At 59.4% G+C, this 25,623-nt stretch carries 20 protein-coding genes and 1 riboswitch; of the genes, 12 read left to right on the forward strand and 8 right to left on the reverse strand.

The annotated features are described in order from the left end of the window. Positions 1 to 98: 98 nt before the first annotated feature. Positions 99 to 2,096: a transketolase gene (gene tkt, locus BLU52_RS22830; RefSeq protein ID WP_090287061.1), complete on the reverse strand. Its 1,998-nt coding sequence runs from the start codon at positions 2,094 to 2,096 to the stop codon at positions 99 to 101. Between the two features lie 259 nt (positions 2,097 to 2,355). On the opposite strand from tkt, the gene BLU52_RS22835 reads away from it, so the two are divergent. From BLU52_RS22835 to BLU52_RS22850, 4 genes are all read left to right on the forward strand, one after another. After that, positions 2,356 to 3,351 (forward strand): ArsR/SmtB family transcription factor, encoded by a 996-nt coding sequence (locus BLU52_RS22835; protein WP_090287063.1) that lies wholly within the window; start codon positions 2,356 to 2,358, stop codon positions 3,349 to 3,351. Positions 3,352 to 3,369: 18 nt separating this feature from the next. Then, positions 3,370 to 4,560 carry a methionine adenosyltransferase gene (metK, locus tag BLU52_RS22840; RefSeq protein ID WP_024014624.1) on the forward strand — a complete coding sequence of 397 codons (1,191 nt, stop codon included), beginning with the start codon at positions 3,370 to 3,372 and terminating at the stop codon, positions 4,558 to 4,560. Positions 4,561 to 4,844: 284 nt separating this feature from the next. Beyond that, positions 4,845 to 6,521 carry an NAD-dependent DNA ligase LigB gene (gene ligB, locus BLU52_RS22845; protein WP_090287065.1) on the forward strand — a complete coding sequence of 559 codons (1,677 nt, stop codon included), beginning with the start codon at positions 4,845 to 4,847 and terminating at the stop codon, positions 6,519 to 6,521. Positions 6,522 to 6,617: 96 nt separating this feature from the next. Continuing rightward, complete coding sequence (locus tag BLU52_RS22850; RefSeq protein WP_090287067.1) at positions 6,618 to 7,013, forward strand: DUF1090 domain-containing protein; 396 nt, start codon at positions 6,618 to 6,620, stop codon at positions 7,011 to 7,013. Between the two features lie 133 nt (positions 7,014 to 7,146). Here BLU52_RS22850 and BLU52_RS22855 read toward each other — a convergent pair whose 3' ends face one another. Continuing rightward, positions 7,147 to 7,596, reverse strand: coding sequence for a c-type cytochrome (locus tag BLU52_RS22855; protein ID WP_090287069.1), 450 nt, complete (start codon positions 7,594 to 7,596; stop codon positions 7,147 to 7,149). A gap of 128 nt (positions 7,597 to 7,724) precedes the next feature. Here BLU52_RS22855 and mltA point away from each other — a divergent pair, with 128 nt between their 5' ends. After that, positions 7,725 to 8,903, forward strand: coding sequence for a murein transglycosylase A (gene mltA, locus BLU52_RS22860; RefSeq protein ID WP_090287071.1), 1,179 nt, complete (start codon positions 7,725 to 7,727; stop codon positions 8,901 to 8,903). Between the two features lie 123 nt (positions 8,904 to 9,026). Here mltA and BLU52_RS22865 read toward each other — a convergent pair whose 3' ends face one another. Continuing rightward, the gene (locus BLU52_RS22865) at positions 9,027 to 9,410 is read right to left on the reverse strand and encodes an MAPEG family protein (RefSeq protein ID WP_090287073.1); all 384 of its coding nucleotides are present in this window, start codon (positions 9,408 to 9,410) and stop codon (positions 9,027 to 9,029) included. Positions 9,411 to 9,838: 428 nt separating this feature from the next. Here BLU52_RS22865 and BLU52_RS22870 point away from each other — a divergent pair, with 428 nt between their 5' ends. Then, positions 9,839 to 11,008, forward strand: a complete 1,170-nt coding sequence (locus BLU52_RS22870) for an MFS transporter (protein ID WP_090287075.1) — start codon at positions 9,839 to 9,841, stop codon at positions 11,006 to 11,008. Positions 11,009 to 11,317: 309 nt separating this feature from the next. Beyond that, the gene (locus BLU52_RS22875; protein ID WP_090287078.1) at positions 11,318 to 12,583 is read left to right on the forward strand and encodes a cation:proton antiporter; all 1,266 of its coding nucleotides are present in this window, start codon (positions 11,318 to 11,320) and stop codon (positions 12,581 to 12,583) included. Here the strand turns inward: BLU52_RS22875 and BLU52_RS22880 are convergent, their stop codons facing one another. Both BLU52_RS22880 and BLU52_RS22885 read right to left on the reverse strand, forming a co-directional pair. Further along, positions 12,584 to 13,471: a formate/nitrite transporter family protein gene (locus BLU52_RS22880; protein ID WP_090287080.1), complete on the reverse strand. Its 888-nt coding sequence runs from the start codon at positions 13,469 to 13,471 to the stop codon at positions 12,584 to 12,586. It abuts the gene before it with no gap. A gap of 173 nt (positions 13,472 to 13,644) precedes the next feature. Next, a complete protein-coding gene (locus BLU52_RS22885) occupies positions 13,645 to 14,049 on the reverse strand; it encodes an acyl-CoA thioesterase (RefSeq protein ID WP_042561508.1) in 405 nt (134 codons plus the stop codon). 190 nt (positions 14,050 to 14,239) lie between these two features. Next, positions 14,240 to 14,339, forward strand: a riboswitch (S-adenosyl-L-homocysteine riboswitch). Between the two features lie 23 nt (positions 14,340 to 14,362). Between BLU52_RS22885 and ahcY the strand changes: the two genes are divergently transcribed. The 4 genes from ahcY (at position 14,363) to BLU52_RS22905 (ending at position 19,883) form a co-directional block, all read left to right on the forward strand. Then, positions 14,363 to 15,772 carry an adenosylhomocysteinase gene (gene ahcY / locus BLU52_RS22890; protein WP_090287082.1) on the forward strand — a complete coding sequence of 470 codons (1,410 nt, stop codon included), beginning with the start codon at positions 14,363 to 14,365 and terminating at the stop codon, positions 15,770 to 15,772. Between the two features lie 185 nt (positions 15,773 to 15,957). After that, positions 15,958 to 16,803 carry a methylenetetrahydrofolate reductase [NAD(P)H] gene (gene metF / locus BLU52_RS22895; RefSeq protein WP_090287084.1) on the forward strand — a complete coding sequence of 282 codons (846 nt, stop codon included), beginning with the start codon at positions 15,958 to 15,960 and terminating at the stop codon, positions 16,801 to 16,803. 170 nt (positions 16,804 to 16,973) lie between these two features. After that, positions 16,974 to 17,786 carry a substrate-binding periplasmic protein gene (locus BLU52_RS22900; RefSeq protein WP_090287087.1) on the forward strand — a complete coding sequence of 271 codons (813 nt, stop codon included), beginning with the start codon at positions 16,974 to 16,976 and terminating at the stop codon, positions 17,784 to 17,786. Positions 17,787 to 18,008: 222 nt separating this feature from the next. Further along, positions 18,009 to 19,883 carry a DEAD/DEAH box helicase gene (locus tag BLU52_RS22905; protein WP_090287089.1) on the forward strand — a complete coding sequence of 625 codons (1,875 nt, stop codon included), beginning with the start codon at positions 18,009 to 18,011 and terminating at the stop codon, positions 19,881 to 19,883. A 260-nt stretch (positions 19,884 to 20,143) separates the two neighbouring features. Here the strand turns inward: BLU52_RS22905 and BLU52_RS22910 are convergent, their stop codons facing one another. After that, entirely contained in the window at positions 20,144 to 20,722 is a 579-nt protein-coding gene (locus BLU52_RS22910) for a YceI family protein (protein ID WP_042606592.1), read from the reverse strand. 31 nt (positions 20,723 to 20,753) lie between these two features. Continuing rightward, complete coding sequence (locus BLU52_RS22915; RefSeq protein WP_090287091.1) at positions 20,754 to 21,305, reverse strand: cytochrome b; 552 nt, start codon at positions 21,303 to 21,305, stop codon at positions 20,754 to 20,756. A gap of 415 nt (positions 21,306 to 21,720) precedes the next feature. On the opposite strand from BLU52_RS22915, the gene BLU52_RS22920 reads away from it, so the two are divergent. Next, complete coding sequence (locus BLU52_RS22920) at positions 21,721 to 23,493, forward strand: anti-phage dCTP deaminase (RefSeq protein WP_090287093.1); 1,773 nt, start codon at positions 21,721 to 21,723, stop codon at positions 23,491 to 23,493. Positions 23,494 to 23,780: 287 nt separating this feature from the next. On the opposite strand, the gene BLU52_RS22925 is transcribed toward BLU52_RS22920, so the two are convergent. Then, a complete protein-coding gene (locus tag BLU52_RS22925; protein ID WP_090287095.1) occupies positions 23,781 to 25,556 on the reverse strand; it encodes a flavin monoamine oxidase family protein in 1,776 nt (591 codons plus the stop codon). Positions 25,557 to 25,623 lie beyond the last annotated feature (67 nt).

Genomic DNA, 25,623 nt, shown 5'->3' on the forward strand with positions numbered 1-25,623 from the left:
CTATCGCGAGCAGGCTCACTCCTACATGGGCAACATAGACCCCTGTAGGAGTGAGCCTGCTCGCGATGGCGTCAGCCCAGACAACACAACTGTCGGACTTAGTCTTCCAGCAGCTCTTCCGCCTGACCCAGGATGTTTTCCTGGGTGAAGCCGAACTCTTCGAACAGTGCCGAAGCCGGAGCCGATTCGCCGTAGGTGGTCATGCCGATCACACGACCTTCCAGACCGACATACTTGAACCAGAAATCGGCGTGAGCCGCTTCGATGGCGATACGCGCGCCCACCTGCAACGGCAGCACCGATTGCTTGTAGCTGGCGTCCTGCGCATCGAACACGCTGGTGCACGGCATGGAAACCACGCGAACCTTGCGGCCCTGTTCGGTCAGTTTGTCGAAGGCCTGAACGGCCAGACCGACTTCCGAACCGGTGGCGATCAGGATCAGCTCAGGCTCGCCAGCGCAGTCCTTCAGCACGTAACCACCGCGGCTGATATCGGCGATCTGGCCGGCATCGCGCTCCTGGTGTTGCAGGTTCTGACGCGAGAAGATCAGCGCCGATGGGCCGTCTTTACGCTCCAGAGCGTTTTTCCACGCTACTGCCGATTCAACGGCGTCGGCTGGACGCCAGGTGTCGAGGTTCGGCGTGGTGCGCAGGCTGGTCAGTTGCTCGATCGGCTGGTGCGTCGGGCCGTCTTCACCCAGACCGATGGAGTCGTGGGTGTAGACGTGGATCACACGCTTCTTCATCAGCGCCGACATGCGCACCGCGTTGCGGGCGTATTCCATGAACATCAGGAAGGTTGCGCCGTATGGCACCAGGCCGCCGTGCAGGGTCACGCCGTTCATGATCGCGGTCATGCCGAATTCGCGCACGCCGTAGTACATGTAGTTGCCGCTGGCATCTTCAGCGTTGACGCCCTTGCAACCTTTCCACAGGGTCAGGTTGGAACCGGCCAGGTCAGCCGAACCGCCAAGCAGTTCCGGCAGCAGCGGGCCGAACGCGTTCAGGGTGTTCTGGCTGGCTTTACGGCTGGCGATGGTTTCGCCCTTGGCCGCGACTTCGGCGATGTAGGCCGAGGCTTTTTCCGAGAAGTCGGCTGGCAGCTCGCCGCTCAGACGACGGATCAATTCGTTGGCTTCAGTCGGGAACGCTGCGGAGTAAGCCGCAAAACGCTGGTCCCACTCGGCTTCGGCGGCGCGGCCTTTTTCCTTGGCATCCCACTCGGCATAAATGTCGGCCGGGATTTCGAACGGACCGTAGTTCCAGTTCAGCGCCTGACGGGTCAGGGCAATTTCCGCGTCACCCAGTGGGGCGCCGTGGCAGTCTTCCTTGCCTTGTTTGTTCGGCGAACCGAAACCGATGGTGGTCTTGCAGCAGATCAGCGTCGGCAGCGGGCTCTTGCGCGCGGTGTCGATGGCGGTCTTGATCTCTTCCGGGTCGTGACCGTCAACGTTGCGGATCACTTGCCAGTTGTAGGATTCGAAGCGCTTCGGCGTGTCGTCGGTGAACCAGCCTTCGACTTCGCCGTCGATGGAGATGCCGTTGTCATCGTAGAAGGCGATCAGCTTGCCCAGACCCAAAGTACCGGCCAGGGACGCAACTTCGTGGGAGATGCCTTCCATCATGCAGCCATCACCGAGGAACACGTAGGTGTGGTGGTCGACGATGTCGTGGCCAGGACGGTTGAACTGCGCGCTTAGAACCTTTTCTGCCAGCGCGAAACCGACGGCGTTGGCCAAGCCCTGACCCAGCGGGCCGGTGGTGGTTTCAACACCCGGGGTGTAACCGAATTCCGGGTGGCCCGGGGTGCGGCTGTGCAGTTGACGGAACTGCTTGAGGTCGTCGATCGACAGGTCGTAACCGGTCAGGTGCAGCAGCGAGTAGATCAACATCGAGCCGTGACCGTTGGACAGCACGAAGCGGTCACGGTCGGCGAACGACGGGTTGCTCGGGTTGTGCTTGAGGTAGTCGCGCCACAGCACTTCGGCAATATCTGCCATACCCATGGGGGCACCGGGATGGCCGCTGTTGGCTTTTTGCACGGCATCCATGCTGAGGGCACGAATGGCGTTGGCACGCTCACGACGGCTAGGCATCGCTGATCTCCTGGGTGTGAATAGATTGAAACGGAAAAAAGGAGGGCATTTTCCCTCACCCATGCGCCTCGGGGCAATGACAGATAGTGATCCGGAGGCGTTTTTCCAATCGATAGCGCCGGTTTCTGCAGGTGAAACCTTTCCGCTGTTGTTTTGTAGAGACCACCGCCTGATGAGAAGTGCCATTTATCGAGCAATATCAAAACTTTTTGATATTGACCTTGCGATGCCCCCTCACCGTCTCTAGACTGCCAGCCCTATGAACCTACGCGTGCCTTCCATTCGCCATGACGATTGCGACGAGCTGGCGGCCCTGTGCAAGGCCGGCGGCGATCCGTTGCGGCTGAATGTCTTGCGCGCGCTGGCCAACGATTCGTTCGGCGTGCTGGAGCTGGCGCAGATTTTCGGCATCGGTCAGTCCGGCATGAGCCACCACCTTAAAGTGCTGGCGCAGGCCGCTCTGGTGGCGACCCGCCGTGAAGGCAACGCGATTTTCTATCGTCGCGCCCTGCCCCATACCGAATTGCTCGGCGGCAAGCTGCACGCGGCATTGCTGGAGGAAGTCGACGATCTGGCGCTGCCGGACGACGTGCAAACGCGGATCGAACAGGTCCACGGGCAACGCGCCGCCGCCAGTCAGGACTTTTTCGCCCGGGTCGCGGAGAAATTTCGCGCCCAGCAGGATTTGATCGCCGGCCTGCCGCAGTACCGCGATAGCGTGCTGGCCTTGCTCGACAAGCTGAACTTCAATGGTGCTGCCACGGCCATCGAAGTCGGCCCCGGCGACGGTGCTTTTCTGCCGGAACTGGCGCGCCGTTTTGCCAGCGTGACCGCGCTGGACAACAGCCCGGCGATGCTCGAACTGGCGCGTCAGGTCTGCGAACGCGAACAGCTGGCTAACGTCAGCCTGCAATTGGCCGATGCATTGAACAGCAGCAGCGTTCAGGCCGATTGCGTGGTGTTGAACATGGTGTTGCACCATTTCGCCGCCCCGGCCGATGCGCTCAGGCACATGGCCGACCTGCTGCAACCGGGCGGTAGCCTGCTCGTGACAGAGTTATGTAGCCACAACCAGAGTTGGGCCAGGGAGGCCTGCGGTGATCTCTGGTTGGGGTTTGAACAGGACGATCTGGCCCGTTGGGCCACCGCTGCGGGACTCGTTCCCGGGGAAAGCCTCTATGTAGGCTTACGTAATGGTTTCCAGATCCAGGTCCGCCATTTTCAGCGACCGGCTGGCGACACTCACCATCGGTAAATTCAGGAAAACATCGAGATGAGCGAATACTCCCTCTTCACCTCCGAGTCCGTGTCCGAAGGGCATCCGGACAAAATCGCCGACCAGATTTCCGATGCGGTGCTGGACGCCATTATTGCCCAGGACAAACACGCTCGCGTAGCGGTGGAAACCCTGGTCAAGACCGGCGTGGCCATCGTTGCCGGTGAAGTGACCACCAGCGCCTGGGTCGACCTGGAGCAGATCGTTCGTGACGTGATCTGCGACATCGGCTACACCAGCTCCGAAGTCGGCTTCGACGGCGCAACCTGCGGCGTGATGAACATCATCGGCAAGCAGTCCCCCGACATCAACCAGGGCGTTGACCGTGCCAAACCTGAAGATCAGGGCGCCGGCGACCAGGGCCTGATGTTCGGCTACGCCAGCAACGAAACCGACGTGTTGATGCCAGCGCCGATCACTTTCTCGCACCAACTGGTGCAGCGTCAGGCCGAAGCGCGCAAATCGGGCCTGCTGCCTTGGCTGCGCCCGGACGCCAAGTCGCAAGTGACCTGCCGTTACGAAGGTGGCAAGGTTGTCGGTATCGACGCCGTGGTTCTATCGACCCAGCACAACCCTGAAGTGTCGTACAAAGACCTGCGCGAAGGCGTGATGGAGCTGATCGTCAAGCACGTACTGCCTGCCGAACTGCTGAGCAAGGACACCCAGTTCCACATCAACCCGACCGGCCAGTTCATCATTGGCGGCCCGGTAGGTGACTGCGGTCTGACCGGTCGCAAGATCATCGTCGACAGCTACGGCGGCATGGCCCGTCACGGCGGTGGCGCGTTCTCCGGCAAGGATCCATCGAAGGTTGACCGTTCGGCTGCCTACGCTGGCCGTTATGTGGCCAAGAACATCGTCGCGGCCGGCCTGGCCGAGCGTTGCGAGATTCAGGTGTCCTACGCGATCGGTGTGGCCCAGCCGACCTCGATCTCGCTGAACACCTTCGGCACTGGCAAGATCAGCGATGACAAGATCATCAAACTGGTCCGCGAGGTGTTCGATCTGCGTCCATACGCAATCACCACCATGCTCGACCTGCTGCACCCGATGTACCAGGAAACCGCAGCCTACGGCCACTTCGGCCGCGCGCCGCAGACCAAGACCGTTGGCGAAGACAGCTTCACCACGTTCACCTGGGAAAAAACCGACCGCGCCGACGCCCTGCGTTCCGCTGCCGGCCTGTAAGCCCTTCCCCGGCTACACAAAAAGCCCCGCACGGTTGACGCCGTGCGGGGCTTTTTCATGCCTTTAAATATCTCCAGTTGCTCTGCTTGCAAGCCTGAATTCACCGCGCCGGTTCAGGTCGGCGTACTTCGAAAGAACCACTCGGTCGGTCCCCTCTCCCTCCGGGAGAGGGCTAGGGTGAGGGGCTTTTGGGTCCATGCAGAAATAAGCAGCAAAACACCCACGCACCAGTGCCAATATCCCCGCCTACGCTTCAATCATCACCTCCGAGCAAGGAAGCTCACATGCCCTTCACCCTGCCCCTGCTGTCGGTTCTCCTGCTGACACTCATCACCTTCCACGCCCACGCCAACTGCCCAGACTGGCCACCCGCCAAAGCCCAACGCGAAATCACCGCCCTGCAAACCCGGATCGACCAATGGGACGACGCCTACCACCGCGAAGGCCGCTCGCTGATCGCCGATGAACTTTACGACCAGTCGCGCCTGCGCCTGAAAGCGTGGCGACAATGCTTCCAACTGCCCTCGCCGCCCGCGCCATTGCGCAGCGCCACCGGCCCCATTCAGCATCCCGTCGCTCACACTGGCCTGGACAAGCTTCATCAAGCCGAAGACGTCGAACGCTGGCTGAGGTCGCGCGAGGCTGTCTGGATTCAACCCAAAATCGACGGCGTGGCGGTCACCCTGATCTATCGCCAAGGCCTGTTACAACGAGCCATCAGCCGTGGCGACGGCCTCTCGGGGCAAGACTGGACAGCCTCGGCGCGCCAGATCCCGGCGATCCCGCAACGCCTGACCCAACCGCAAGATCTGCTGGTGCAGGGCGAACTCTATTGGCGCCTCAAAGATCACGTACAAGCTCGCGCCGGCAGCATCAACGCTCGCGCTACCGTTGCCGGATTGATGGGGCGCAAATCGCTGGATGCGCAACAAGCCGCCGGGATCGGTCTGTTCGTGTGGGACTGGCCGCAGGGTCCGCTGGATTTACCCGAGCGAATAACCCTGCTGGCGACACTGGGTTTCGCCACCACCGAACCTTACAGCCAAGCCATCACCGACTTCACCGAGGCGCAGAAATGGCGCGAGCACTGGTATCGCTCACCGCTGCCGTTTGCCAGCGATGGCGTGGTTCTGCGCCAGAGTCAACGCCCCCCCGCCGAGCGCTGGCAGGCCCGCGCCCCGTACTGGGCGATCGCCTGGAAATATCCGTTCGCACAGGCCTTGGCCGACGTCCGCAAGGTCAATTTCAAGATCGGTCGCACCGGGCGCATCACGCCGGTGCTGGAGCTGAACCCGACGATGCTCGACGACCGCGAGATCAAGCGGGTCAGCGTCAGCTCATTGAAGCGCTGGCAGCAGATGGATATCCGCCCCGGTGATCAAGTGGCGATCAGCCTCGCCGGACTGACCATCCCGCGACTCGACAGCGTGGTTGTGCGGGCTGCCGAGCGCGCAGAGCTATCCGTTCCGAATGCGCAAGACTTCCACGCCCTGAGCTGTTGGCAACCCACCGCCGGCTGCGAAAGCCAGTTTCTCGCGCGTCTGGCCTGGCTCAGCGGCAAGCAGGGGCTGGCGATGGCGCATGTCGGTCGCGGCACCTGGGAGAAACTTTTCGAAACAGGCCGCCTGAACAACCTGCTGGATTGGTTGACCCTCGACGAGCCAGAGCTTGCTAACATCGCCGGCTTCGGCGAACGCAGCAGCGCCCGCCTGATCCACAGTTTTCACAGCGCTCGCCAACGACCATTCGTGCAGTGGCTCAAAGCCCTGGGCCTGCCGCCGACCGGTCAGGCACAACTGGCTGATACCTGGCAGGCGCTGGCACAACGCGACACCGAACAATGGCAGGCAGAACCCGGCATCGGCTCCGGCCGTGCGGCGCAATTGAGCGCCTTCTTTCGCGACCCGCAAGTGTTAGCCTTGAGCGAGACCTTGCAGGCCGCCGGGATCGACGGCTTCTGAACATGCCTTCCCCGCTCGACGGGAACCCAATGGCCGGCCCGACGCTCCAACAGCGCAGTGCCCTCCAACCCGATTGTTTATGCACATGGAGCTTTTATGAAATTTCTCGCACCGCTCGCCCTGTTCACTCTGTGCGGCGTCCTGGGCGCCCCGGCGATGGCGGAAGAAGAAGGCCCGGGGCTGACCGGTTGCGCTGCGAAGAAGCAGGGCATCATCAACCAGATCGAACAGGCCAAGTCGCGCGGCAACATGGAGCAGCAGGCCGGTCTGGAAACAGCCCTGCGTGAAGTGACCGAGCACTGCACCGAGGCCGGACTGAAAAAAGAGCGCGAGAACAAGGTGCTTGAGGCCAAGCATGAAGTCAGCCAGCGTCAGGCCGATCTCGACAAGGCCATGAAGAAGGGTGATCCGGAGAAGATCAACAAGCGTAAGGAAAAGCTGGCCGAGTCGCGCAAGGAACTGCAGGAAGCGCTGGAAGAGATCGACAAGTAAGACTTTGGTTTCGTGGCGAAAGGCAAACCGCCTTCGCGAGCAGGCTCGCTACCACGTTGGAATACATATCCATGTGGGAGCGAGCTTGCTCCGGGCGGCGTTCCGACGAAGAGGCCAGCTCAGACCAAGCAGGTTAATGATCCCGAAACTGCTTATGGCAAGCACTGCAGGCATCTTCAACTTTCTGCACGGCCGGCCCGAGGTTGCTGGCCTTGTACGGCTGAACCTTGCTGGCGATGACCAATTCACCGGTAGCCGCCTCAAGGTCTCGGGCCATTTGCTGAAACTGTGCCTGCTTCTGCCAGACATCGTCCTTGGCGCTGGTGTGATCTTCTTCGCGAACCTGCGGGAAATGCTGCCACGGCTCATGGGACAAGGCATCGAGCCTGACCGCACCGTCAGTAAATTTCGGCCCGTCGAACGGGATGCGCCCACGCAACATGCCGCCGAGGTCTTCGCTGGTCTTGAGCATCTGTTTGAAGATGGCCTTGCGTTGGCCCAGCGGGGAATTCGGATCGACCCCGCCACAGGCGGACAGGGCCAAACAGGCCAGCAATACAACAGCAATTCGTTTGAGAGTCATGGCGGCTTCAGGTCGCGGAAATCGGCGGCCAGTATCCTCGCGTCACCGTCAAACACCAATAGCCCTATTAAAAATACGGGTTGCTTGAGCGCATGGAGCACTTGGGCAACCGGCACAGGAATCCCTCCATGAATCGCCGTTTCCAGGCCTGGCGTCACCCACTGCTTGCAACCCTTCCACTGCTGGCCGCGCTCGCTGGCTGCACCGGCGGTGACAGCGACAAACCAAAAACCCATGCACTGGCCACTTATTCAAGCGCCACCTGGGAAGCCCTGCCCGCAGTGTCCGACAGTGATCTGGTCGCCGGTTTCGGCTCGTGGCGCAGCGCCTGCACTCGATTGAAAGCCGATGCGGTCTGGGGCCCGACCTGTGCAACTGCGGCCAATGTGCCGCAGAGTGCCAGCGAAATTCGCACCTTTCTCAAACAGAACCTCGATGTGTATGGCTTGCGTGCGGAAAACGACAACCCCAACGGCCTGATCACCGGCTATTACGAACCGGTCTACCCCGGCAGTCTGACGGCCACCGAGGCTGCCAACGTGCCGGTGTATGGCGTGCCGGAAGACATGATCATCGTGTCCCTGGACAGCATTTATCCGGAGCTCAAAGGCAAGCGCCTGCGCGGCCGGCTCGAAGGGCGAGTACTCAAGCCTTACGACGACGCGGCGACCATCGAATCCAAAGGCGTGAAAGCGCCGGTGGTGGCTTACCTGACTGATCCGATGAACCTGCAATTCCTGCAGATTCAGGGTTCCGGAAGGATTCAGACCGAGGACGGCAAACAGCTGCGCATTGCCTACGCCGATCAGAACGGCCATCCCTACCGGCCAATCGGACGCTGGCTGGTCGAGCAGGGCGAGCTGAAGAAAGAAGAGGTGACCATGAGCGCCATCAGCAACTGGGCGAAAGCCAATCCGTCACGGATTCCCGAACTGCTGGCCAGCAACCCGAGTTACGTGTTCTTCACACGCAACCCGGACAGTAACGAAGGTCCACGCGGCTCGCTGAACGTGCCGCTGACCGCAGGTTACAGCGCGGCAGTGGATCGCAAGGTGATTCCGCTGGGCAGTCTGTTGTGGCTGTCGACTACGCGCCCGGATGGCACACCGCTGGTGCGCCCGGTGGCTGCGCAGGACACCGGCGGCGCGATTGCCGGCGAGGTTCGCGCGGACCTGTTCTGGGGCACCGGTGATGCCGCCGGGCAATTGGCCGGCGATATGAAACAGCAGGGGCAGATCTGGATGCTCTGGCCGAAAGGCGCGCCGTTGCCGCAAGTGCCGCAGGTGGCGGATACACCGAAGAAGTAACCCTTCGGATTCGCTGAGGCAGTCAGACCGCTATCGCGAGCAGGCTCGCTCCCACATTTGCAATGCGTTCCCCTGTAGGAGTGAGCCTGCTCGCGATGAGGCCATCAGCAACACACCCGACAATCAGATCGATACAAAGAAGAACGAAGCAATCAAGCCCATCCCCACAAACCACACCACCGAGCGCAACGCCGCCCAGTCCGCCAGGTAGCAAATGATGTACAACAGGCGACTGGTGATGAACAGCACCGCCAGCACGTTGACCGTTACCAACTGCGCCGTACCGACCAGGTGCGCAACGAGCACCGCGGCGGCAAATGCCGGGGTCACTTCAAAACTGTTCAATTGCGCGGCATGCGCACGTCGGGCCACACCGCCGACGCTGTCGAGAAAATCCCGCGGATCGTAATTGTCCTTCAGCCGGAAACCGCCCGACGCTTTCGCCACGATCGTGCACACGTACGGCAGGAAAATCGCGATCAACACACACCACAGAGCTACCGTCATAACACCATCCTTTTTGATTTTGGAATTCGCGGGCAGGCAGAAAGACATCGCCAGCCCAAGGCTAAGAGCCGCCCGCGGCCGAAAGGTTCTTGAGATAGCGCATACCGACAAACCACACGGATCACACTGAGCCCGACTGCACCGCCCCCAGCACCAGAGCGTAGCTGACAACCGGGCATGCCACCCCGCATGCAGCAACGGCGCCAGAGCTGTCGCCGCTCTCGCCCCGGCCTTGGATGTTGACCCAATTAGTCAGATTATTGATTCGCGATGTGTCCATGGCTGTTTATACTGCGCGCGACCACGCCGCACTCAGTTGCGCACAGAAAAATACCAATAAATGTTGCCTGCGCCGCTCTCTCCGAGATCGGACGACGGCCCGCGTATGCCTGATCAAAGCGTCAAGACTACTAACAGAGACCTTGCGCATGCCACTCGCCTTGCTTGCCCTCGCCGTCGCCGCCTTCGGCATCGGCACCACTGAATTCGTGATCATGGGCCTGCTGCCCGACGTCGCCCGCGACCTGGCCGTGAGCATTCCCCACGCTGGTCTGTTGATTACAGGTTATGCGTTGGGCGTGGTGTTCGGCGCACCGATCCTGGCAATCGGCACCGCGAACATGCCGCGCAAAGCAACCTTGCTGGGAATGACGCTGATGTTCATCCTCGGCAATGTGCTGTGCGCCCTCGCGCCGAATTACGCCACGCTGATGGCCGCGCGCGTGGTCACCGCCCTGTGTCACGGCGCGTTCTTCGGCATCGGCTCGGTGGTCGCCGCCGGACTGGTCGCGCCGAACAAGCGCGCCCAGGCCATCGCCATGATGTTCACCGGCCTGACGCTGGCCAACGTGCTCGGCGTTCCACTGGGCACTGCGCTCGGCCAATACGCCGGTTGGCGCTCGACGTTCTGGGCGGTGTCGGTGATCGGCGTGATCGCGGCACTCGCACAATGGCTGTGGCTGCCAAGACACATTGCGATGGACAAGGCCAACCTCGCCAGCGAGTTCAAAGTGCTCGGCAAGATCAATGTGCTGCTGGCGCTGGGCATGAGCGTGCTGGCCTCGACCAGTCTGTTCAGCGTGTTCACCTACATCGCACCGATCCTGCAAGACATCACCGGCGTCAGCCCGCACGGCGTCACGGTGATGTTGTTGCTGTTTGGCGTCGGCCTGACGGGGGGCAGCATGCTCGGCGGGCGCCTGGCCGACAGCCGTTTGCTGCCTTCGCTGGTCGGCGTGGCCCTGGCAGTGGTGCTGATTCTGGCCGCGTTCAGCCAGACCAGCCGCTCAGTGGTGCCGGCAGCGATCACGCTGGTGCTGTGGGGGATCTTCGCTTTTGCGCTGTGTCCGATCCTGCAATTGCTGATCATCGACCAGGCCCATGAAGCGCCGAATCTGGGTTCGACGCTGAACCAGAGCGCGTTCAATCTGGGCAATGCGGCGGGCGCGTGGATTGGCGGGCTGGTGGTAGCCAGTGGCGCGGATCTGGCGGACCTGCCGTGGACCGGGGCGCTGGTCGGTGTGCTGACGGTGCTGGCGGCGTTGTGGTTTATTTATCTGCAACGTGGTCGGTCGGTTGCGGTCAATGTGTCGGACTGATTGTGGTGTGCCAGATAGAGCCCTCACCCTAGCCCTCTCCCAGAGGGAGAGGGGACTGACCGAGTAGTCTTGCGTGATGCATTAGCCTGAAACACCGTGCCGATTATAGATTCGCTGAGCAACTCCAAGGTCGGCGTATCTCTCGACCATTCCTCGGTCGGCTCCCTCTCCCTGCGGGAGAGGGCTGGGGTGAGGGGCTGTCGGGCGTGACGCAAAATCCGAATGTGCCCTCAGCCAACCCCACCCCATCAAACCCCTGCGTCCAAACTCCGGTCGCGCTCCATTCACCCTTCATCCAAAGGACCCCGGATGCTTGAACTTGTCGCCGCTTTCATCTGTTTGACCACCCTTCTCACCTTCGTCAACTTCCGCTTCATCGGCCTGCCGCCGACCATCGGCGTGATGGTCACTGCCTTGCTGTTCTCGCTGATCCTGCAAGGCCTCAGCGTGCTCGGCTTCCCCGGCCTCGAAGACCGTGTGCAGCAACTGATCGGCCAGATCGACTTTGGCGATTTGTTGATGAACTGGATGCTGTCGTTCCTGCTGTTCGCCGGCGCCCTTCACGTCAACCTTAATGACCTGCGCAGCTACCGCTGGCCCATCGGCCTGCTGGCGACGTTTGGTGTATTGATTGCCACTGCAGTGATCGGCAGCCTCGCCTATTACATTTTTGCCCTGTTCGGCTGGCACGTGAGTTTCCTCTACTGCCTGTTGTTCGGCGCGCTGATCTCGCCCACCGACCCGATTGCAGTGCTCGGCGTATTGCGTACCGCCAATGCCTCGAAACCACTGAAAACCACCATCGTCGGTGAGTCGCTGTTCAACGACGGCACCGCGGTCGTGGTGTTCACTGTGCTGCTGGGCATCGCGCAACTGGGCGAGACCCCGACCATCAGCGCCACGGCGATGCTGTTTGCGCACGAGGCGCTGGGCGGTGTGCTGTTTGGCGGACTGATCGGTTACCTGGTCTATCGCATGATCAAAAGCGTCGAGCAGCATCAGATCACCGTGATGCTGACCCTGGCGCTGGTGATTGGCGGTTCGGCGATGTCCACCGAATTGCATGTCTCGGCGCCGATCGCGATGGTGGTTGCCGGGCTGATCATCGGCAACCTGGGCCGTAACCTGGCGATGAACGACATGACCCGCCGCTACCTCGACGGATTCTGGGAATTGCTCGATGACATGCTCAATGCGCTGCTGTTTGCGCTGATCGGCATGGAGTTGTTGCTGCTGCCGTTCAACTGGCTGCACATGGCCGCAGCAGGTTTGCTCGCGGTGGCGATTCTGCTGTCGCGCCTGCTCACCGTGGCCCCGGCGATTCTGTTGCTGCGGCGCTGGCGCTCAGTGCCGGCCGGCACTATCCGCATCCTGACGTGGGGCGGTTTGCGCGGTGGCGTCTCGGTAGCCCTGGCGCTGGCCCTGCCGCTGGGCCCGGAGCGCGATCTGCTGCTGAGCATCACCTACATCGTGGTGCTCTCATCGATCCTTCTCCAGGGCCTGAGCATCGGCAAACTGGTCAAGCATGCAACACGTAACGAGCCGGCCACCGTGCCTGAGCCAGCGCACCACTGATCATTTCCGGGAGGACTGCGGATCGGTTTTCTTCGCCTGATCCGCAGGTTCCTTCGGCACCCCGCTCTCGCTGCGGATCTGCGCATGGCTGATCAGCGCAAAGATGAAGCTGCCGCCGATGATATTCCCCGCCAGTGTCGGACCGGCAAATACCATCCAGAAATCGCTCCACGGCAGTTCGCCGGCAAAAACCAAGTACGAAACCTCCGCCGAACCGACGACGATGTGGGTGAAGTCGCCCAGTGCCATGAAGTAGGTAATGAGGATAATGATCCACATCTTCGCGCTCTCCATGGACGGGATCATCCAGACCATGGTGGCGATCATCCAGCCGGAGACGATGCCTTTGGCGAACATCTGACTGGCACTGTGTTCCATGACCTTGCGACCGATTTCGAGGAAAGCGACGTCGGTCTTGCTGTCGAAAATCGGCAGCTCAAGCATCACATAGGCCACCAGAATCGTGCCGCACAGGTTGCCGATCAGCACCACGCTCCACAGGCGGATCAGTCGGGCAAAATTCAGCAGGGTTGGCTTGGTCATCACCGGCAACACCGCGGTCAGGGTGTTTTCGGTGAATAGTTGCTGGCGCGCCAGAATCACCGCGAGAAAACCTGCGCAATAACCGAAGCTGGCGATCACCTTGAACTCGTCACCGTCGGGCAGACGCGAGTTGAGCAGGCCCATGCCCATCAGCGACAACCCCATCGTCAACCCGGCCGCCAGCGCCGACCACCAGAGCGCGGCAATGCTGCGTTCCAGTTCCTGATCGCCTTGGGTGCGGATGATTTCATGCAGGACGGCCGCGCGGGGCGGCTGGCTTTTCTCGACTTCGTGCTGCTCTTTGGCCGAGAGGTCGGGAGTTTTGTCGCTGGTGGGCGTGGTCATGGCGTGGCAACCGTGGGGGGCGATTTAGCTACGACCGTTGCGCTTCATGGCTGTTCAGTGGCCAGGTGAATCTTCGCTGGCGGCACCAGCGCTATCGCCAGCAGGCTGGCTCCCACAGGCACATTGTCGCCTCTGTGGGAGCCAGCCTGCTGGCGATGAAAGCGCCGCTAATCTTATTGAACGGCCTCGTCATCCTTGAACTGATCTTTCACATACCGGATCTCGGTCCGCCCGTGCGGCGCCGGCAAGCCGTCTTCACCCAGATTCACAAAGACCATTTTCTCAACGGTCAGAATGCTCTTGCGGGTGATCTTGTTGCGCACTTCGCACGTCAGGGTGATCGAGGTGCGGCCGAACTCGGTGGCGGTAATGCCCAGTTCGATGATGTCGCCCTGGCGCGAGGCGCTGACGAAGTTGATCTCGGAAATGTATTTGGTCACCACGCGCTGGTTGCCCAACTGGACGATCGCGTAGATCGCCGCTTCTTCGTCGATCCAGCGCAGCAGGCTGCCGCCGAACAGGGTGCCGTTGGGGTTGAGATCTTCGGGTTTTACCCATTTGCGGGTGTGAAAATTCATGGGGGGCTCCAAGGTTGAGGCGTTTGGGCGTTAGGGGTATTGGCCCCCAGCTTCAAGTTTTAAGCTACAAGCTGCAAGTAAAAGCGGATTGGCTTTTTCTTGCCGCTTGTAGCTTGCCGCTTGCCACTAGCCGGGCGAAGACCGCTATAATCGCCACCGATTCAGAACGGCTATGCCGTTTTCCCGCCACCTGTCCGAGGGGCGCTGCAGCAGGTTCGACCTGTCAGGCTCGGATGGGGCGTTGACCGGCCGCAGGCTGGACACTAAACGCACAACGGCGCCCATTCGCATACATTACGAATGGAGGCTCTTCATGAGCGCTGTTATCACGCCTGCAGATTTTACCGATTACAAAGTCGCCGACATGTCCCTGGCCGCCTGGGGCCGTCGCGAAACCATCATCGCCGAGTCGGAAATGCCGGCCCTGATGGGTCTGCGTCGCAAGTACGCCAGCGAGCAGCCGCTCAAAGGCGCGAAGATCCTTGGCTGCATCCACATGACCATCCAGACCGCCGTGCTGATCGAAACCCTGGTTGCCCTGGGTGCCGAAGTTCGCTGGTCGTCGTGCAACATTTTCTCCACTCAGGACCAGGCCGCTGCCGCTATCGCTGCTGCCGGTATCCCGGTATTCGCCTGGAAAGGCGAAACCGAAGAAGAGTACGAGTGGTGTCTGGAGCAGACCATCCTCAAGGATGGCCAGCCATGGGACGCCAACATGATCCTCGACGACGGCGGCGACCTGACCGAGCTGCTGCACAAGAAGTACCCGCAGGTGCTGGACCGCGTTCACGGCGTGACCGAAGAAACCACCACCGGTGTACACCGTCTGCTGGACATGCTGGCCAAGGGCGAGCTGAAAATCCCGGCCATCAACGTCAACGACTCGGTGACCAAATCCAAGAACGACAACAAGTACGGCTGCCGTCACAGCCTCAACGATGCGATCAAGCGTGGTACCGACCACCTGCTGTCCGGCAAGCAAGCGCTGGTCATCGGTTACGGTGACGTGGGCAAGGGTTCGGCCCAGTCCCTGCGTCAGGAAGGCATGATCGTCAAAGTCTCCGAAGTCGACCCGATCTGCGCCATGCAAGCGTGCATGGATGGTTTCGAGCTGGTATCGCCGTTCATCGACGGTATCAACGACGGTTCCGAAGCGAGCATCGACAAAGCGCTGCTGGGCAAGATCGACCTGATCGTGACCACCACCGGTAACGTCAATGTTTGCGACGCGAACATGCTCAAGGCCCTGAAGAAGCGCGCCGTGGTCTGCAACATCGGTCACTTCGACAATGAAATCGACACCGCTTTCATGCGCAAGAACTGGGCATGGGAAGAAGTGAAGCCACAGGTGCACAAGGTTCACCGCACCGGTACCGGCAGCTTCGACCCACAGAACGACGATTACCTGATCCTGCTGGCCGAAGGCCGTCTGGTGAACCTGGGCAACGCCACCGGTCACCCGAGCCGCATCATGGACGGTTCGTTCGCCAACCAGGTTCTGGCGCAGATCTTCCTGTTCGGCCAGAAGTACGCCGACCTGTCGCCAGCGCAGAAAGCCGAGCGTCTGACCGTGGAAGTACTGCCGAAGAAACTCGACGAAGAAGTGGCTCTGGAAATGGTCCGCGGCTTCGGCGGCGTGGTCACCCAACTGACCAAGCAACAGGCTGACTACATCGGCGTCACCGTCGAAGGCCCGTTCAAGCCGCATGCCTACCGCTACTAAGAGCAGCTGCGAGCGTCAAGCTGCAAGCGGCAAGTAAAAGCGGGTGGTTTACTTGAGGCTTGTAGCTGTCGCTGGCTTCTTCATCGTTATTTCGCAGCCGTTGGTTGCAAGCTCCACGCACAAGATTTCGGCACTCCGTCCTCTTGCAGCTTGAAGCTTGCAGCTTGCAGCTGGAGGTCCCCTCCATGTCCCAAGACCGTCGCTACAGCTTCGAGTTCTTCCCGACCAAGACCGATGCTGGGCATGAAAAACTGCTCGCCACTGCCCGTCAGTTGGCCACTTACAACCCCGACTTCTTTTCCTGCACCTACGGCGCGGGTGGTTCGACCCGTGACCGCACGCTCAACACCGTGCTGCAGCTGGAAAGCGAAGTCAAAGTACCGGCCGCACCGCACCTGTCATGCGTCGGCGACAGCAAGGACGACCTGCGCGGCTTGCTGAACGAGTACAAGGCTGCCGGCATCAAGCGCATCGTCGCCCTGCGCGGCGATTTGCCGTCCGGCATGGGCATGACCAGCGGTGAGCTGCGTCACGCCAATGAACTGGTCGAATTCATTCGTGAAGAGACCGGCGACCACTTCCACATCGAAGTGGCCGCCTACCCGGAGATGCATCCGCAGGCGCGCAACTACGAAGACGATCTCGCCAACTTTGTGCGCAAGGCCCGTGCCGGTGCCGACAGCGCGATCACCCAGTACTTCTTCAACGCCGACAGCTACTTCTACTTCGTCGAGCGTTTGCAGGCACAGGGTGTGGATCTGCCGATCGTGCCGGGGATCATGCCGATCACCAACTACAGCAAACTCGCGCGCTTCTCCGATGCCTGCGGTGCGGAAATTCCGCGCTGGATCCGCAAGCAACTGGAAGCCTACGGCGATGACACGCAAAGCATTCAGCGCTTTGGCGAGCAAGTCGTCAGCGAGATGTGCGAGCGCCTGTTACAGGGCGGCGCGCCGGGGCTGCACTTCTATTCCATGAACCAGGCCGAGCCTAGCCTGGCAATCTGGAACAACCTGAAATTACCGCGCTGAATCAGCTGCAAGCTTCGAGCTGAAAGCTACAAGCAAGATCAAGAGATCGCAGTCTTTGGCAACGCTTTTGTTGGGTTGTCAGGGCTGCGATTTTTTTGTTTGAAGCCGCGAAACAGAGCTTGTGCGGCCGCTTTCTGGCTCTTTCGCGATTCTCGTCGTAATCTCCAGCCATGCCTTTGATCACACAGTTGTTCGCCGTGCTGGTATTTGCTTGCCTGAGCTTCGCTGCTCGGGGCGAGAAGTTGCGTATTGTCACCGAGCCGTGGGCGCCGTACGTGTATGAAGACGGCGGCAAGAACCTCGGCCTCGACTATGAAACTACGGCCATCGTGTTCCAGCGTCTGGGCATCGAAGTCGAATGGCAGTTCCTGCCGTGGAAACGCTGCCTGTCGATGCTGGAAACCGGTCAGGCTGACGGCGCGCTGGATATTTTTCACAGCGCCGAGCGTGACAGCACCCTGCTCTATCCGAGCGAGCCATTGTCGGACGTCGAGTTCGTGATGTTCTACGCCAATGACCGGCCGCACCCGTTCAATCGTCTCGAAGAACTCAAGGGCCTGACCATCGGCACCTCGCCCGGCTATTTATACAGCGAAGATTTCAGCCAGTCGCAGCTGTTTACCCGGGAACCGGCACCGACCCATGAAGCCAACTTTGGCAAACTGGTGCGTGGGCGCATAGACCTGCTGATTACCGATCGCCGCGTCGGTCAGCATTTGCTCGATGAATTGAATATACGCAGCCTGATCACCGAAAATCCCACGGTTATTAGTCGCCAGAGCCAGTTTTTGGCCGTCCGGCGCAATGCCGGCATGGATTTGCTGGTGCAGCGATTCGGTGCCGAGCTCAAGCGTTTCAAGCGCGAACCAGCCTACGCCGAGCTGAGCGCGCGCTATGGTGCCGCGCCCGTTGGCAGGGTTTTGTTGAACTCGGCAACGGCCAGCGGTAAAACCGTTGAGCAGCAGGAAAGCGGCGCGCGGTGATTGCTCTGTTATACTCCGGCGTTCCCGCCAGGCTCACGCCCGGACGCCCGGAACCGTAACAGGCCTCCCGACCCGCTACAGCGCAGCTTTGCAGCCCGCGCGAGCGCTCCCGACGTGCCTTCGGAACCGCAGCAGGACCGGACGGGATTGCGTCCTCTTAAACGCCATTCGCGCCAGGCAAGACTCCCATTGGGCCAAGCCCTAACTAAAACAGGATTACTCATGTCCTTTGCTTCCCTCGGTCTCTCCGAGGCTTTAGTCCGCGCCATCGAAGATGCGGGCTATACCGAGCCTACTCCGGTGCAACAGCGGGCCATTCCCGCCGTGTTGCAAGGTCGCGACCTGATGGTTGCGGCACAGACAGGTACCGGTAAAACCGGCGGTTTCGCCCTTCCGATCCTGGAGCGGTTGTTTCCCAACGGTCACCCGGACAAATCCCAGCGTCATGGCCCGCGCCAACCGCGCGTCCTGGTCCTGACCCCGACCCGCGAACTCGCGGCCCAGGTTCACGAGAGCTTCAAGATCTACGCCCGTGACCTGAAATTCGTCAGCGCCTGCATCTTCGGCGGCGTCGGCATGAACCCGCAGGTTCAGGCCATGTCCCGCGGTGTCGACGTGCTCGTCGCCTGCCCGGGTCGTCTGCTCGACCTCTGCGGCCAGGGCAGCGTTGATCTGTCCCACGTTGAAATCCTCGTCCTTGACGAAGCCGACCGCATGCTCGACATGGGTTTTGTGCACGACGTGAAGAAAGTCCTCGCGCGCCTGCCGTCCAAGCGTCAGAACCTGCTGTTCTCGGCGACCTTCTCCAAAGACATCACCGACCTTGCCGGCAAGCTGCTGCACAACCCGGAACGCATCGAAGTGACGCCGCCGAACACCACGGTCGAGCGCATCGAGCAACGCGTGTTCCGTCTGCCGGCCAGCCACAAGCGTGCCTTGCTGGCGCACTTGATCACCGCCGGCGCGTGGGAACAGGTGCTGGTGTTCACCCGCACCAAGCACGGCGCCAACCGTCTGGCCGAGTACCTGGACAAGCACGGCCTGCCGGCTGTAGCGATCCACGGTAACAAGAGCCAGAATGCGCGCACCAAAGCCCTGGCCGACTTCAAGGCCGGCGAAGTGCGCATTCTGGTTGCCACCGACATCGCTGCCCGGGGCCTGGACATCGACCAGCTGCCTCACGTGGTCAACTTCGAGCTGCCGAACGTCGATGAAGACTACGTGCACCGTATCGGCCGTACCGGCCGTGCCGGTCGTTCGGGCGAGGCGATCTCGCTGGTCGCGCCGGACGAAGAAAAACTGCTGAAAAGCATCGAGCGCATGACCAAGCAGAAGATCGCCGACGGCGACCTGATGGGCTTCGATTCGAGCACCATTGAAGCCGAGAAACCGGAAGCCCGCGAGCGTCCGGACATGCGCAACCCGCGTAATCCTCGCGGCCCGCGCGGCGACGGCCCGAATGGCGGCGGCGGTGGCGGCGGCCGTAAAGACAAGGGCAAGGACAAGGGCAAGGAAAAACCCGCCGGCGAACGTGGCGAGCGCCCTGCCCGCCAGCAGAAGCCGCGCGAAGGTACGCCGAGCCGCGAACAGCGTCCGAGCCAGCCACCGCGTGCAGCGGCGGATCGTGCGCCGGACGAGTTCCTCGACGACGAAATCGATAACTTCGGCAACCGCGTTGATTACGTGCCGAAAGCCGCACCGGCCGGCGGCCGTGGTCGTCGCCCAGGCGCACCGGCCCAAGGCGCAGGTGCCGGCGCACCGCGCGGCGGTCAGTCGCAAGGTCGCCAGAACGGCCCGCGCAACAGCAACGGTTCGAGCACCGGCACCCCACCGGCCAAACGCAGCGGCCCGCGCAACGGCGCACCGCGCGACGGTCAGGGCCGTCGTGACGAGTCTTCGTCGTCCTCGCGCAACCGCCGTCCAGCCCGTGACGATCAGCCACGTAGCGAGCCAGCCGTGCAAAATCCGCGCAGCACCGGGCCGAAGATCATGCACAAGGAATCGAAAGCCGACCGCTTTCCGACCCCTGAGCAGCTCGATCAACTGCCAAGCCGCCCGCGCGGCGAAAAACCAGCACTGCTGACCCGCAATCGCTGAGTTCAAGCCGCAATGAAAAATGCCCCGGTTCGAAAGAGCCGGGGCATTTTTTTGTCCTGACGCTTATATGCACATCCCCTGTGGGAGCCAGCCTGCTGGCGATGAGGACAGCACATTCAAAACCTGTGGTGGCTGACCCACCGCTATCGCCAGCAGGCTAGCTCCCACGGGGGCTCTGCGGTGAAGTGAAGTGTTTGTGACAGGCAATAAAAAACGCCCCCGGCCTTTCGACCGGGGGCGTTTTTGTATGGCGGCGAAAATTACTTCGCTTTCACACCTTCAAACGAAACATACAGCTCGACCGCATCGGACTTCGGCCCGAGGTCTTTCTGCTTGCCGAAATCGGAACGCTTGATGGTGGTGGTGCCTTCGAAGCCGGCACGGTAGCCGCCCCATGGATCCTTGCCTTCGCCCAGGAAGGTCGCTTTCACGACGACAGGCTTGGTCACGCCCAGCAGGGTCAGGTCACCGGTCACGTCAGCGGTGTTGGCACCGGTGGATTTGACGCTGGTGGAAACGAAGGTGGCCTTGCCGAATTTGCTGGCGTTGAGGAAGTCAGCGCTGGCGATGTGCTTGTCGCGTTCGGCGTGGTTGGTGAACACGCTGGCGGTGTTGACGTTGAATTCGATCTTGCTGTCTTCAGGCTTGGCAGCGTCGAAGCTGAACTTGCCGTCGATGTCCTTGAAAGTACCGGTGATGAAGCTGTAGCCCAGGTGGCTGATCTTGAAATCAACGAAGGCGTGCTGGCCTTCTTTGTCGACGACGTAGTCAGCGGCCATTACGTTGGCGGACAGCACGGCAGAACCGATTGCCAGAGCGGCCAGAGTCTTTTTCAACATGCTTTCTTTTCCTTTGAGTCGAGGTTGAATTTCAGGCTTTGCGACCGAGCATTCGGGTAAGGGTCGCATCACGATCGATAAAGTGGTGCTTCAATGCTGCCAACGCATGAAGGCCGGAAAAAATTACCAGCGCCCACGCCAGCCAGAGATGAATCACCCCAGCGGTATCTGCCTGATCCGGTAGTCCGGAGAGCAGTGCAGGAACTTCAAACAGGCCAAACACCGGGATCCCGACACCGTCTGCGGTGGAAATCAGGTAACCGGCAATCATCACAGCGAACAGCGCCAGATACAGAAACCCGTGGCCGAATTTTGCGCCGAGGCGGGTCATGCGGCTGTAGCTTTGCAGCGTCGACGGTGGTGGACTGATAAAGCGCCACAGCACGCGCAACACCATCACACCCAGCAGCACCAGACCAATACTCTTGTGCAGGTCCGGCGCGTCTTTGCGCCAAGTGCTGTAGTAATCCAGCCCGACCATCCACAGCCCCAGCGCAAACAGCCCGAAGACCACCAGCGCCACGCCCCAGTGCATAAAGATGCTGACCCAACCATAGCGCGAAGAAGAGTTACGTAGCTGCATTGCCCAAATCCTGTGAGAACTGCGAACCAAGACTAGTGAGTTATCTATCCAATTAAAGCGGAAAATTTCGCTTTGAAATATCGAGAAATACGATCAAGAGCTTCTGGCTCTCGTGTTAAGGAAAGATTAACTCAACGCAAAATCCCACCTCAGAAAGAAAAAAATCTCACACGCAAAGCTTCCGTCCCCTCAATCAAGCGTACGAAACATCCTCAAAAAAATAGGAATGATCTCTGTTTTGCATAGAAGGAGTCTTTGGAATCACCGTATTTCGAGCGAAGAGGGCAGGAAACATCGGGGGTTCTCACCGCGACTAGACCACTTACCAGTCCTCTACTACTCTCTCAGCCAGCAAAGCCGACGTTTTGCAGGAAGGCGTCCGGATGCCAGTTAAAGATCAATACGGGGAAAAGGGATGCGATTTGACGGCGAACTCGACGAGTTAAAAATAAAACTATCTTCCCTGCAAAATGCGGGAGTATGGAGAGTCGTCAACCAAAATCAACATCAGTTCAGAGCTAATAGCAGAGGAATAATGAACTGGTACCCATCTACGGGGAATATTAATTTTCAAGGAGACCTAAACTCATCAGAACAGCTAAAAACATTAGTAGAAGGCTTATTAAATATTAATGCACACGAAGATACGTCTGCCATCGAAAATACCGTCGCTGAAACAGAAGCTGCTGTAGCCGAGCTTTCAACAGATTCTCAGGCGCCAGACACTTACTTTCTCGATGACTCCTATTCTGATTCTGAACTGGTGATCGGTCTGGTCGGCACTATTGGCACCAACCTAGCCGAGGTAGCAGGATTGATCGAAGAGCGCCTCCTTAAATTCAACTACAGCGCTGAACGTATAAAAATATCTACTGATATAATTGCAAATCTGGGAAATCCAGCCTCCAGCACGGATGAATATGGAAGAATCAGCTCCTACATGGAGGAGGGAAATAATTTACGAAAAAACAGCAAAGACAACTCAATACTGGCATTAGGGGCCGCCGCCAGAATCAATTTACTTCGAAAAGAACAAGAAGCCTTTCGCAGAAAATCCTTTATTATCAACTCATTGAAAAACCCAGCAGAAGTACAAAGACTTCGAAAAATTTATTCACATGGCTTTTTCTTAATTGGCGTACATGCCGACCATACTAGAAGACATAACTATCTAACAAAAGACAAATCCATCTCTGAAGAGCAGGCATCAAAACTAATAGACAGAGACGCGGACGAGCGAGACGACTTTGGCCAGCACACCCGAGACACTTATCACCTTTCAGACTTTTTTATTGATTACAACGGAAATTCAGACTCACTAAAAAAACAAATTTGGAGGGTTTTTGATCTGCTTTTTGGCAAGCCCTACATAACGCCGACATTTGATGAATACGCCATGTTCATGGCATTCTCAGCATCTTTGAGATCAGCCGATTTATCGCGTCAAGTTGGGGCCGTGCTGACGAAAGACAAGTGCATAGTTTCCACTGGCGCAAACGACGTACCCAAAGCACACGGCGGATTATATTGGCCCGAAATAGATGAAAAAACCCAAGAAATCGTCGATACAAAAGATGGCCGGGACTACATGAAAGGCGAGGACTCTAACGCAACTCAAAAAAGACTGATAATTGACAGCATATTGGACGTAATTCCTTCAGAGTATCGAGAAGAACTCAGACCACTAATCAAAAAAAGCAAAATTAAAGACATTACGGAATACGGCAGAGTTGTTCATGCCGAGATGGAAGCGTTACTTTCGAGTGCTAGGCTCGGCATCAGCACATCAGGCAGTGACTTATACTGCACAACATTCCCATGCCACAATTGCGCGAAACACATAGTAGCTTCCGGAATAAAGAGAGTCATATATGTGGAGCCGTACCCTAAGAGTAAAGCTCTGGATTTCCACTCTGACTCCATATCACTAAATCAGTATAGTGACAATGTGGTATTTGCACCATTCATCGGAGTAGGCCCTAGGAGTTTTTTTAATTTATTCTCCACCAACCTAGGTAGTGGCTATCCTGTCATAAGGAAATCTGATGACGGACAAGCTCTTGACTGGAGTGAGCACGATGCTAAATTACGCACCCAAATGCTGCCTTGCTCGTACATTGAACGCGAAACAATAGCTGCAAACCTTTTGTCAAAGTACCTAGAGGGAAGCCCAAATGACACCATCTAAAGAAGATTTCCTCAACCATTTAGCGGAGTCTCGTCGCACTGTTGAGCAGTGGCCATTATGGAAGCAGGAGGCGCTCAAGGCATCCCCGCAACATAGCAATTCTTCTTCGGCACCAGTATCGCAACAAAAAGATAAGCGTTAATTTGCCAAAAAATATAATTAGGTGATTTATACGACACATATCCGTCGGTGCTTACCTAGTTATAACCAGCAGCTATATAAAGCTTGAGAACCATTTCAGATAAAAAACGCGGCATAAATGCCGCGTTTTTTTAGTCAGTCAAGCCTTACTGCGCTTTGGTCTCGGTGGTTGCCGCAGGTGTGGCTGCGGGCTTGGCCGCTGGCTTCTTCGCCGGTTCAGCCTTTTTCGCTGCCGGTTTCGCTGCGGGCTTTTTCGTTTCGGTTTTCGCGGCAGGCTTCTTCGCCGCTGGCTTGGCCGCGGCTTTCTTCGCCGGCTCGGCTTTTACCGGGGCCGCTGGCTTCGGCGCTTCCACCGGAGCGGGCGCAGGAGTCGGCGCAGGCGCTGGAGCGACCGGAGCAGGTGCCGGTTCTGGAGCCTTAACCGGTTCTGGCATCTTCTCGTCATTCGAGCCACCGAACAGGTTGCTGAAGAAGTTGCCCTTCTTCGCCGCCGCGGCACCCGCCGCGCCTGCTGCTGCGGCAGCCGGTACCACTTTGGCCGGTTCGAACGATTTGCCGGCGGCCAGATCTTCAACCTGGCTTGCCGCACGCTGGCCGGTGCGCAGTGCACCTTCCAGAGTGCCCGGGTACAAGGTATCGGTGTGTTCGCCAGCGAACGCTACGCGTTGCAGCGGACGTTCCCACAGACGCCAGAACTTGCTGATCTGCCCCGGGCCGTAAGCCAGGTAGGCGCCGCCCATCGACGGGTCGGTGCTGTAGCGGCGGATTTCGTAACCGGTGAACGAGCCACGGGCCTGTGGATAAAACGCGTGCAGACGGATCAGCACCTGATCGACCATCTGCTTGTCGCCGAACGCCTGCATCACGCGGGCATTGTCGCCGGACAGGTTGATCACCACATTGGCGCCACCTTTGAGCGCTGGCTCGATCCAGAGCATGCCCAGACCGGTGTTGCTGTAGATCTCGCCGGACATGCGCGCCTTGCTTTCCCACACTGGCGTCTTGAATTTCAGCATGATCTGGTCGCGCCAGCCGTAGTTGGTGCCTTTGATCGCCGCCAGATGCTGGGCATCAAGTGCCGGGGTCAGGGCAATCTTGTTCAGTGCGCGCAATGGCACGGCCAGCACCACGTAGTCAGCCTGGTAACCGACACTGCCAACCTTGACGGTGACGCCGTCCTTGTCCTGGGTGATCGCCGAGACCGGCGAGTTGGTCTTGATGGTCTTGATCTGTTTAACGAACGCCTGAGCCAGCACCTGGCTGCCGCCGACCAGACGCGAGGCGCGCAGGTCACGGTCGGAAACGCCGCGATAGACGCGGTTCTGCTGAGCGAAGTACAGCAGCGACAGCCGCGAAGGCTCGTCGTAATGGGTGCGGATGTCCTGATTGATCAACTGACGCGCCGTCGCCGGCAGGTTCTGCTTGTCGAGCCAGCTCGACACGGTGATCTGGTCCAGCGCGTGCAGCGTGCTGGTCGCCGCCGGGTTTTGCGGATCGTCGATCGAGCGCGCCAGATCATCGAGGGTTTTCTGATAGCGCTTCAAGGCCTCGGCAGTGGCCGGTTGCTTGGTCGCCAAGTCAGCAGCGGAGAAAAAGTCGCCGTCGATCAGGTAACCCGGTGTACGCACGAATTCCGGTGCCGGGGTGGTGCCGAGCTTGAAGGTCGACACGTACTTGTTCAGCACCGGCTGGGTCTTGTCGTTGCCGATCCACTCGCTGGTGGCCATGCCCGAGCGACCGCCCAGGCTCGGTTTGGCTTCGAGCAGGGTGACCTGCCAGCCCTTGTTTTGCAGCTCATAAGCGGCGGTCAGGCCCGACAGGCCGCCGCCAATCACGATTGCAGTTTTATCCTTGGCCAGCGCTGTCACGCTGAACAGCCCCAACATCACCAGCGCACAGGCGCGCAGCCAACCGACAGACATTCAGCGAACTCCGGAAAAACATGTGGGAAAAAGCAGTTTGGCGGGTCAGACGACCCAAAGAACCGCG

Origin of the sequence: Pseudomonas granadensis (assembly GCF_900105485.1) — a bacterium.
Classification (GTDB): domain Bacteria; phylum Pseudomonadota; class Gammaproteobacteria; order Pseudomonadales; family Pseudomonadaceae; genus Aquipseudomonas; species Aquipseudomonas granadensis.

What these genes read in the sequence shown, in the direction of transcription:
- metF (WP_090287084.1), top strand. Translation starts at nt 15,958, where the DNA reads ATGTCCCAAGACCGTCGCTACAGCTTCGAGTTCTTCCCGACCAAGACC.
- ahcY (WP_090287082.1), top strand. Translation starts at nt 14,363, where the DNA reads ATGAGCGCTGTTATCACGCCTGCAGATTTTACCGATTACAAAGTCGCC.
- BLU52_RS22880 (WP_090287080.1), bottom strand. Translation starts at nt 13,471, where the DNA reads ATGACCACGCCCACCAGCGACAAAACTCCCGACCTCTCGGCCAAAGAG.
- BLU52_RS22865 (WP_090287073.1), bottom strand. Translation starts at nt 9,410, where the DNA reads ATGACGGTAGCTCTGTGGTGTGTGTTGATCGCGATTTTCCTGCCGTAC.
- tkt (WP_090287061.1), bottom strand. Translation starts at nt 2,096, where the DNA reads ATGCCTAGCCGTCGTGAGCGTGCCAACGCCATTCGTGCCCTCAGCATG.
- BLU52_RS22885 (WP_042561508.1), bottom strand. Translation starts at nt 14,049, where the DNA reads ATGAATTTTCACACCCGCAAATGGGTAAAACCCGAAGATCTCAACCCC.
- BLU52_RS22905 (WP_090287089.1), top strand. Translation starts at nt 18,009, where the DNA reads ATGTCCTTTGCTTCCCTCGGTCTCTCCGAGGCTTTAGTCCGCGCCATC.
- BLU52_RS22920 (WP_090287093.1), top strand. Translation starts at nt 21,721, where the DNA reads ATGCGATTTGACGGCGAACTCGACGAGTTAAAAATAAAACTATCTTCC.
- BLU52_RS22910 (WP_042606592.1), bottom strand. Translation starts at nt 20,722, where the DNA reads ATGTTGAAAAAGACTCTGGCCGCTCTGGCAATCGGTTCTGCCGTGCTG.
- BLU52_RS22925 (WP_090287095.1), bottom strand. Translation starts at nt 25,556, where the DNA reads ATGTCTGTCGGTTGGCTGCGCGCCTGTGCGCTGGTGATGTTGGGGCTG.
- BLU52_RS22915 (WP_090287091.1), bottom strand. Translation starts at nt 21,305, where the DNA reads ATGCAGCTACGTAACTCTTCTTCGCGCTATGGTTGGGTCAGCATCTTT.
- BLU52_RS22850 (WP_090287067.1), top strand. Translation starts at nt 6,618, where the DNA reads ATGAAATTTCTCGCACCGCTCGCCCTGTTCACTCTGTGCGGCGTCCTG.
- BLU52_RS22870 (WP_090287075.1), top strand. Translation starts at nt 9,839, where the DNA reads ATGCCACTCGCCTTGCTTGCCCTCGCCGTCGCCGCCTTCGGCATCGGC.
- ligB (WP_090287065.1), top strand. Translation starts at nt 4,845, where the DNA reads ATGCCCTTCACCCTGCCCCTGCTGTCGGTTCTCCTGCTGACACTCATC.
- BLU52_RS22900 (WP_090287087.1), top strand. Translation starts at nt 16,974, where the DNA reads ATGCCTTTGATCACACAGTTGTTCGCCGTGCTGGTATTTGCTTGCCTG.
- metK (WP_024014624.1), top strand. Translation starts at nt 3,370, where the DNA reads ATGAGCGAATACTCCCTCTTCACCTCCGAGTCCGTGTCCGAAGGGCAT.
- mltA (WP_090287071.1), top strand. Translation starts at nt 7,725, where the DNA reads ATGAATCGCCGTTTCCAGGCCTGGCGTCACCCACTGCTTGCAACCCTT.
- BLU52_RS22875 (WP_090287078.1), top strand. Translation starts at nt 11,318, where the DNA reads ATGCTTGAACTTGTCGCCGCTTTCATCTGTTTGACCACCCTTCTCACC.
- BLU52_RS22835 (WP_090287063.1), top strand. Translation starts at nt 2,356, where the DNA reads ATGAACCTACGCGTGCCTTCCATTCGCCATGACGATTGCGACGAGCTG.
- BLU52_RS22855 (WP_090287069.1), bottom strand. Translation starts at nt 7,596, where the DNA reads ATGACTCTCAAACGAATTGCTGTTGTATTGCTGGCCTGTTTGGCCCTG.